General features: G+C 65.1%; 5 protein-coding genes and 1 pseudogene. 3 read left to right on the top strand and 3 right to left on the bottom strand.

The features are described from left to right. From T281_RS14990 to T281_RS14980, 3 genes and pseudogenes are all read right to left on the bottom strand, one after another. Window positions 1-519: pseudogene (locus T281_RS14990) on the bottom strand (amino acid ABC transporter permease); the annotation flags it as partial. After that, window positions 516-1,589, bottom strand: a complete 1,074-nt coding sequence (locus tag T281_RS14985; protein ID WP_052037552.1) for an amino acid ABC transporter permease — start codon at window positions 1,587-1,589, stop codon at window positions 516-518. The gene T281_RS14985 and the pseudogene T281_RS14990, both read right to left, overlap by 4 nt. Window positions 1,590-1,593: 4 nt before the next feature. Then, window positions 1,594-2,610, bottom strand: a complete 1,017-nt coding sequence (locus T281_RS14980) for an amino acid ABC transporter substrate-binding protein (protein WP_037241110.1) — start codon at window positions 2,608-2,610, stop codon at window positions 1,594-1,596. Between the two features lie 146 nt (window positions 2,611-2,756). Between T281_RS14980 and metC the strand changes: the two genes are divergently transcribed. The 3 genes from metC to T281_RS14965 all read left to right on the top strand — a co-directional run bounded on the left by metC (window position 2,757) and on the right by T281_RS14965 (window position 7,796). Continuing rightward, the gene (gene metC / locus T281_RS14975; RefSeq protein ID WP_037241108.1) at window positions 2,757-3,935 is read left to right on the top strand and encodes a cystathionine beta-lyase; all 1,179 of its coding nucleotides are present in this window, start codon (window positions 2,757-2,759) and stop codon (window positions 3,933-3,935) included. Between the two features lie 159 nt (window positions 3,936-4,094). Then, complete coding sequence (recJ, locus tag T281_RS14970; RefSeq protein ID WP_052037551.1) at window positions 4,095-5,924, top strand: single-stranded-DNA-specific exonuclease RecJ; 1,830 nt, start codon at window positions 4,095-4,097, stop codon at window positions 5,922-5,924. Window positions 5,925-6,389: 465 nt separating this feature from the next. After that, window positions 6,390-7,796, top strand: a complete 1,407-nt coding sequence (locus T281_RS14965; protein WP_037241105.1) for a DmsE family decaheme c-type cytochrome — start codon at window positions 6,390-6,392, stop codon at window positions 7,794-7,796. Window positions 7,797-8,061: the final 265 nt, after the last annotated feature.

The raw sequence follows: 8,061 nt of genomic DNA, 5'->3' as shown, positions 1-8,061 counted from the left end.
CAGCGCGAGCACGATGCCGAGCGGCAGCGACGCCGCGATGCCGGTGTAGGAGACGAGCAGCGTCAGCGTAAGGCCGCCCCACAAGTCGGTCGAGACGGGGGCCAGCAGGACGCCATCGCCCGCGACGAGCAGGAACGCGAGCGGCAACCCGAGCACCACAGCGGCGGCGAAACCGGCCAGTCCGAAGCGGCGGCGCGCGAGGAACGCCGCGAGCAAAAGCGCGGGCGGAAGCAGCATCGCGGCGGCGGCGCGCCAGAGCTCGTCATCAGGATAACGGCCGAACACGAACTGCTTCAGCTTCGCGCCGACGAACGGCCAGCACGCGCCTTCGGTAGCCCGGCAGGCCGAGACATCGCCGCTCCACGCCGCGCCGAATATCAGGAACGACAGCGCGCCATAAGCCACGAAGGCTAGCGCCACGCCGAGCGTGAGCGTCACGGCGGCGTTGACCGCGCGCCCGAGCAATCGGCGAAACGCTGGCGTAGTGGCAGCCAGCGGCGGCGCATCGGAAGTCGTCATGCGCGCACCCTCGCGTTCTGCCAGTTGAGAAGCGCGGCCGTGGCGAGAGACAACGTGAGATAGACGCCCATGGTCAGCGCCATGATCTCCACCGCCTGCCCAGTCTGCGCGAGCGTCGTTCCAGCGAAGATCGACACGAGGTCGGGGTAGGCGATTGCGACGGCGAGCGAGGAATTCTTGGTGAGGTTCAGATATTGGCTCGTGAGCGGCGGCACAACGAGGCGCAGCGCCTGCGGGAGAACGACGAAGCGCATCGCCTGCAAGCCGGTCAGCCCGAGCGCGGCGGCGGCCTGTCCCTGTCCGCGCGCGACCGATTGTATGCCTGCGCGTACGATCTCGGCGATATAGGCGGCCGTGTAAATCGCGAGCGCGGCGACGAGCGCGACAAATTCGGGGATGAGACGCAGGCCGCCCGAGACCGAAAGTCCGCGCGCTTCAGGCCAGACGATGTGCGTCATCGCGAGCGCCGAGACCAGCGCGATCGCCGCGCCCACGCCCGCGAAAATCCGCCACCGCGATTTCAAAGCCAGCGCCGCTGCCAGGAGTGCCAGTGCCGCGAGTACGAGCCAGCCGCCGCCTGCTGGATCGGGCAAGAACAGTCCGCGATTGTTGAGAATCACGCCGCCGAACTCGAAGCTCTGGCGCGGCGGAGGCAACTGGCGCAATACGCCGAAGTAGAAGAAGAACAGGATCAGCAGCAGCGGCAGATTACGGAACAGTTCGACATATCCCGCTGCGACGGCGCGAAGCAGCCTGTTCGGTGCGAGCCGCGCAACGCCCACGCTGAAGCCGATGACAGTGGCGAGCGCGATGCCGATGGCCGCAACCAGCAGCGTATTGAGCAGGCCGACCATGAACGCGCGGCCATAAGTGGATTTCTCGTCGAACGGGATCAGCGTTTGCAGCACGCCGAAGCCCGCTGGCTCCGACAGGAAACCGAGGCCGAAATGCACCGGCAGCCGCCCGATGTTCGTCCACGCGGTGAAGACGAGCCATCCGGCAAGCGCCGCCACCGCGGCAAGGAGCGCGGCCTGTATCCAGAAGCGTGCCGCGCGTCCCGTTTCTTCCATGGTGTTAGCGCACAGGCGGCGCGAACAGGATGCCGCCGTTGTTCCAGAGCTTGTTCAAGCCGCGCTCGATCTTGAGCGGGCTTTGCTGGCCGAGATTGCGGTCGAAAATATCGCCGTAATTGCCAACTGCGCGGATGGCCTTCAGCGCCCAGTCCTTGTCGAGACCGAGCGCCCTGCCGTAATCGCTCTCCGCGCCGAGCAGCCGCCGCACGCCGGGAGCGGCGTCAGTGCGGGAAAGCTTGTCCGCATTGTCTTTCGTCACCGCGAGTTCTTCCGCGTTGATGAGCGCGAACAGCGTCCAGCGCACGAGACTTTCCCATTGCGGATCGTTCTGGCGCACGGCGGGGGCGAGCGGCTCCTTCGAAATGAGGTCCGGCAGAATTACGTGCTCTTCGGGCTGCGCGAGTTTGACCCGCTGCGCCGACAGGCTCGACGCATCGGTGGAATACACGTCGCAGCGCTCGGCCTCATAAGCCTTTAGCGCCTCGTCCGACTTCTCGAACGCCACGATTCTGTAAGGCATTGAGCGCGAGCGGAAGAAATCGGCGATGTTGAGTTCGGTCGTCGTGCCGGTATTGGTGCAGACCTCCGCGCCGGAGAGTTCGAGCGCGCTTTGCACTTCGAGCTTCTTGCGCACCATCAGACCTTGACCGTCATGATAGATCACGCCGACGAAGCTGATGCCGAGCGCCGTGTCGTTCTGCATCGTCCAGGTCGAGACGCGCGACAGCACGTCGATCTCGCCTGACTGAAGCGCCGTGAAGCGCTGCTTGGAGGACAGCGGCACGAAATTCACCTTCGACGGGTCGTCGAAAATGGCGGCGGCGACCGCGCGGCAGAAATCGACATCGAGGCCCGCCCAGTTGCCACTCGCGTCCGCCGACGAGAAGCCCGCGAGCCCCTGCGTCACGCCACAATTCAGCTTGCCCCGCGCCCTGACGTCGTCGAGCGTGCCCGCGCGCGCGCCAGTGCAAAAAAACATGAGGGCAAGAGCGCAATATAGAGTTCCGTAGCGCTTCATCCTGTCTCCTGGTTCGAGGCTCCCTGCGGGGTTTCGGTCAGGCTGATGTCCTTGACTTGGCAGCATTAAGGCAAAACACGGGCGGTGCGTAACTTGACGCTCCATCGGAATGGTGTGAACAAAGGACTTTGGCGACGCGAGGCGACATGACAGGCGAACACGGAAGCGACGAGGATATTTCCGTCGAGACGCAGGCGACGCAGCTTGGCCGCGACCCGCAGCGCTATTTCGGCTTCGTGAACATGCCCGTCTATCGCGGCTCGACCGTGCTCTATCCGAACGCCGAGAGCCTCGAGTCGCACGACATTCCCTATACTTACGGGCGTCCGTCGAACCCGACCACCCGCGCGCTCGAAGAGGCGCTGGCGAAGCTCGAAGGCGGCGCCAGAACCTTCCTCGCGCCGTCGGGCCTCTCCGCCGTATCGACGCTGCTGCTCGCCTTCGCGGAAGCCGGCGGGCATATCCTCATCACCGACAGCGTCTATTTCCCGACGCGGCGCTTCGCGGGCAAGGTGCTGAAGCGGCTTGGCGTGGAGGTGGAATATTACGATCCGTTGATCGGCGGCGGGATCGCGGCGCTGATCCGACCGAACACGAAGCTCGTCTTCACCGAATCGCCCGGCTCGCAGACCTTCGAGGTGCAGGACATCCCCGCCATCTGCGCCGCCGCGCGCGGGCGGAATGTGCCTGTCGCAATCGACAATACATGGGCGACGCCGATTTTCTTCCGCGCATTCGACCACGGCGTGAACATCTCCGTGCAGGCGGCGACGAAATATATCGTCGGCCACGCGGATGCGCTGCTCGGCGCGATCACCTGCGACGCCGCGACGGCTCCGGCGGTGGCCGCCACGCATGAGGCGCTCGGCCTTTGCGTGAACGGTGAGGACGCATTCCTCGCACTGCGCGGGCTTCGCACGCTCCCTGTGCGGCTGAAGCAGCATCAAGCCTCCGCGCTCGCGATGGCGGAGTGGCTCGGCACGCGCCCCGAAGTTGCCCGCGTCCTCCACCCTGCGCTGCCCGACTGTCCCGGCCACGAACTCTGGAAGCGCGACTTCCTCGGATCGAGCGGGCTGTTCACCATCGTCCTGAAGCCGCAGCCGAAGGAAGCCGTGCGGCGCTTCCTCAATGCGCTTCGCCTTTTCGGCATGGGCTATTCGTGGGGCGGCTACGAAAGCCTCATCGTGCCGTTCGACTGCGCGCACTCGCGCACGGCGACGAAATGGCAAGAAGACGGCCCGGCGCTGCGCCTTCACATCGGCCTCGAAGACGTGAGCGACCTTAAGCGCGACCTCCAACGCGGCTTCGCGGCGCTGGCGGGCTGATCGCCTACAGCCTTGTACCGTAACATCGGACGCGGTCGATTAACGCAAGCTGACCTAAGAGAACAACCGTGGAAAACGGCCGCCGTTTTTGTTTCACGCCGGTTTCACGACGAACGAATCGGATACGCTCATGCTCCAAGTCAAGATGGAGCATTGCGAGTGCGTCCCCTGTCCCTGCCGTTACAGCAACCCCGCGCGCAATCGGCTTTCCTCGGCGTGGAGCGCTCGGCGCGCGGGCTGAAATGGATCGAGCGCCTCGCGCCACAAGATGCCCACATCGCGGCGGCGATCGCGCAGCGCCATAATTTGCCCGAAATCGTTGGCCGCATCCTGGCCGCGCGCGGCGTCTCGCTCGACGACGTGGCCGACGTGCTGAACCCGACGCTGCGCGCGCTCTGCCCCGACCCGTCCACCTTCACCGACATGGACAAAGCCGCCGACCGCATCGCGCGCGCTATCGAGACGGGCGAGCGCATCGCCATCTTCGGCGACTACGATGTGGACGGCGCGTCGTCCTCCGCGCTGCTGAAGCGCTTCCTCGCGTGGCACGGCCTCGACGCCCGCATCTATATTCCCGACCGCATCACCGAGGGCTACGGCCCGAACGGCCCCGCTATCGCGCAGCTCATCGAAGATGGCGCGCAGCTCATCGTGACGGTGGACTGCGGCTCCACCAGCTTCGAGGCGCTCGACGTCGCGGCGAAGCGCGGTGTCGGGGTGGTTGTGGTGGACCATCATCAGGTGAACGAGGAACTCCCGGTCGCGCATGCCGTGGTGAACCCGAACCGGCAGGACTGCCTGTCGGGGCAGGGGCACCTCTGCGCGGCGGGCGTGACCTTTCTTCTATGTGTCGCGGCCCAGCGGCGGCTGCGCGCGAAAGGCGCCTACGCGAAATCGCCCGCGCCGGACCTGCTCGGCTGGCTCGACATCGTTGCGCTGGCGACGGTTTGCGACGTGGTGCCGCTCTCGGGTGTCAACCGTGCTTTCGTGGTGCAGGGGCTGAAGGTGCTCCGCAATCGCCGCAATCCGGGCCTGCGCGCGCTGGCCGATGCGGCAGGTGTGAACAAGCCGCCATCGCCCTATACGCTCGGCTTCGTGCTCGGGCCGCGCATCAACGCGGGCGGGCGCATCGGCGACGCGAGCCTTGGCGCGCGGCTGCTGGCCTCCGAGGACGATATCGAGACGCGCCGCATCGCCGAGACGCTCGACCGGCTCAACCGCGAGCGCCGCGAGATCGAAATCAAGACCGTCGAGGAGGCCGCCGCATGGGCCGACCGCACGTTAATGGAAGATCCGTCCGCGCCGATCATCATCGCCGGTTCGCCCAGCTGGCATAAGGGGCTTGTCGGGCTTGCCGCGAGCCGCCTCACCGAACGATTTCAACGGCCGTGCCTCATCTTCTCGCAGGACGAGGACGCGGGCGAGTCCACCGGCTCCGCGCGTTCGGTGTCGGGTGTCGACATCGGCGCAGCCGTGCGCGGCGCCGTGGAAGCTGGCGTCGCGAAGAAGGGCGGCGGCCACACCATGGCGGCAGGCATCACCGTAGATACGGCGCGGCTGCACGAACTGGCGGCCTTCCTGCGCGCGGCGCTCGACCCCGCCTATCGCGTGGCAAGTGCTGCTCCCGAGTTAGCCATCGACGGCGTGCTGAAGCCCCGCGCGGCGACGCTCGATTTTTGCGCGCAGCTTGAGGCGGCCGGGCCTTATGGGCAGGGCAATCCCGCCCCGCGTTTCAGCCTCGCCTCCGTTCGGCCGACCATGATCAAGGAGATATCGGGCGGCCATCTTCGCCTTGCGCTTCAGGACATCGACGGCAGCCAGATCAGCGCCGTCGCCTTCCGCGCGGTGCAAACGGAGATCGGCGCGGCGCTCGCCGCCGGTCGCGACCTCGCCTGCCACGTGGCGGGCCGCATCGAGCGCGACGAGTGGGGCGGCAAGAGCCGCATCGAGTTCCACATCGAGGACGTCGCGCCCGCGAACGCCCGATAGCGTATGATCCGGTCGCGCATCGCCGCAATCTGAGCGGCGCTTTTCACCATCGCGAGAAACCGCTTTCTTCCGCGAACCGGCTATCCGCTTCTTGAGCGGGCGGCGGCGCTCGTCGCGAGGTGATTCGATATCCCAGACTTCTAACCCAGCCCCGGGTCGCCTCATTCGTCGGCCGGAAAACCGTTTTTCTGCAATTCAAGATTGAGCATAAATAGTTTATGCAAATCTAAGGTATAATTTCTCATTGCGCAATGTTGCTCCCGTTTGTAATTTTGTTGCGATACTGCAACATAGGCTCCGCCTTTTATTTATAACCGTTCCAACGTCTAAAGAACGAGCGAAAGCCTTCTTGCGCATCTGATTGCTCCTTCGTAATAATCTGGCTTGCGCGCGCAATATACAAGCGACAACGGGCCGCTTCTCAATCCGGTCCGCGCGTGCAGAAATGGGCAAGGAGGGGGCGTAATGTTTTTCTCTATTTTGGCCGGCTCTTCGAGTGGAGAGCCGGAGCGGAGGCGTTTGCGCCTTCCACTGCGAGCGATCTGGACCCTGCCGGCAATAGGCTTTCTGATCGCAATGGCGAGCGGGCAGGCGACCGCCGGACAAACCGCTGCGATCGGTTCCGACGTCTTCGTGTATGCAATGCAGGCTCAAGCGGGCGAAAAGCCGCTTCCGGTCGGGCACCCCGACGTTTCGAGTATGGGGCCTGCGGGCGCTCATAGCGCCAAGAGCGCTCACGGCGCAAAAAGCCCGCATGGGGCGATGGGCGCGAGCCCACACGCAGGCATCTCTTCGTCGAAGGCGAGTCCCGCGAAGGCGCTTCTCAATCATGCGCTGTTTACGCCGGAAGCCGGTCTCGTCGGTGGTGCTAAACGATCCAGCAGTAACGCCGATGCCGAGACCGAGCATCTGATCATGGTCGCGGAATCTGTCCCGGCCGCGAAAGCCGCTCCAGCCGCTGCCGCCGACAGCCAGGCGAAGATGATCCGCCCCGCTGCCGACGATCCGGAAGGCCGCTATTACGTCGGCTCGGAGCCCTGCAAGGTCTGCCACGCCTATCTGTTCGACGAGTTCAAGCTCACGGTCATGGGCCGCAACTTCCACGCGGGCAAGGACACGCCGAAAGGCAAGATGGATTGCGAAACCTGCCACGGCCCCGCATCGGCGCACGTGAACGGCGGCGGCGGTCGTCTCGGCGGCGGCATCCGGTCGTTCCGGAAATCCGATCCGCGCACCTCAGTTGCCGACACGAACGGCGTCTGCTTGCAGTGCCACGAGAAGAACGACCGCACCTACTGGAAGGGCAGCACGCACGAGACGCGCGACGTCGCCTGCACAGACTGCCACACCGTCATGCGCAAGACCTCGCCGCGCTTCCAGCTGGCGAAGGGCACTGTGCAGGACACCTGCTTCCAGTGCCACAAGGATCGCCGCGCGCAGAGCCTTCGCAGCGCTCACATGCCGATGATTGAGGGCAAGATCAGCTGCTCCAGCTGTCACAACCCGCACGGCAGCGCGTCGGAAACGGCGATGCTCAAGGAAGCGACCGTCAACGACACCTGCTATCAGTGCCACGCCGACAAGCGCGGTCCGTTCCTGTTCGAACATGCGCCGGTTCGCGAGAACTGCATGAACTGCCACGAACCGCACGGCTCGATGCACAACAGCCTGCTCGTGGTGGCGCGTCAGCGGCTCTGCCAGCGGTGTCATACAGGGGGCTTCCACCCCGGTACTATTGGCCTGGGTGTTACGCCCGCCGATGGGGGCACGCTTGCCAACAACAACCGCCGGCTCGTCGGGCAGGCCTGCCAGAACTGCCACACCAACATCCACGGCTCGAACGCGCCGTCCGGATCGAGATGGCATCGCTAAGACGGAAAACGACTTAAAAACAATAACCTGGCCGGTCTATGGGCGGACCGGCCGGGAAAGGGCGGAGACGGATCAGGAGAGGCGCCTTGGGCGGCGCGGGAGGGGATTATGGAGTTTCATGGCAGAATAGTGCTGACGAGTCTTCTGTCTATTGCAGTGGCATCTATCGCGTTGCAGTCGGCGCGAGCGGGCGACAAGCCGGCCCCGGCTCCCGCCGAGCCTGCGGCCGAGGAGAAGATCGAACTCGATACCTGGGGCGACATCG

The sequence above is a fragment of the Rhodomicrobium udaipurense JA643 genome (assembly GCF_000636015.1).
GTDB lineage: Bacteria > Pseudomonadota > Alphaproteobacteria > Rhizobiales > Rhodomicrobiaceae > Rhodomicrobium > Rhodomicrobium udaipurense.
The sequence above is the reverse complement of the archived record's forward strand: the minus strand, read 5'-3'. Positions and strand labels throughout refer to the sequence as shown.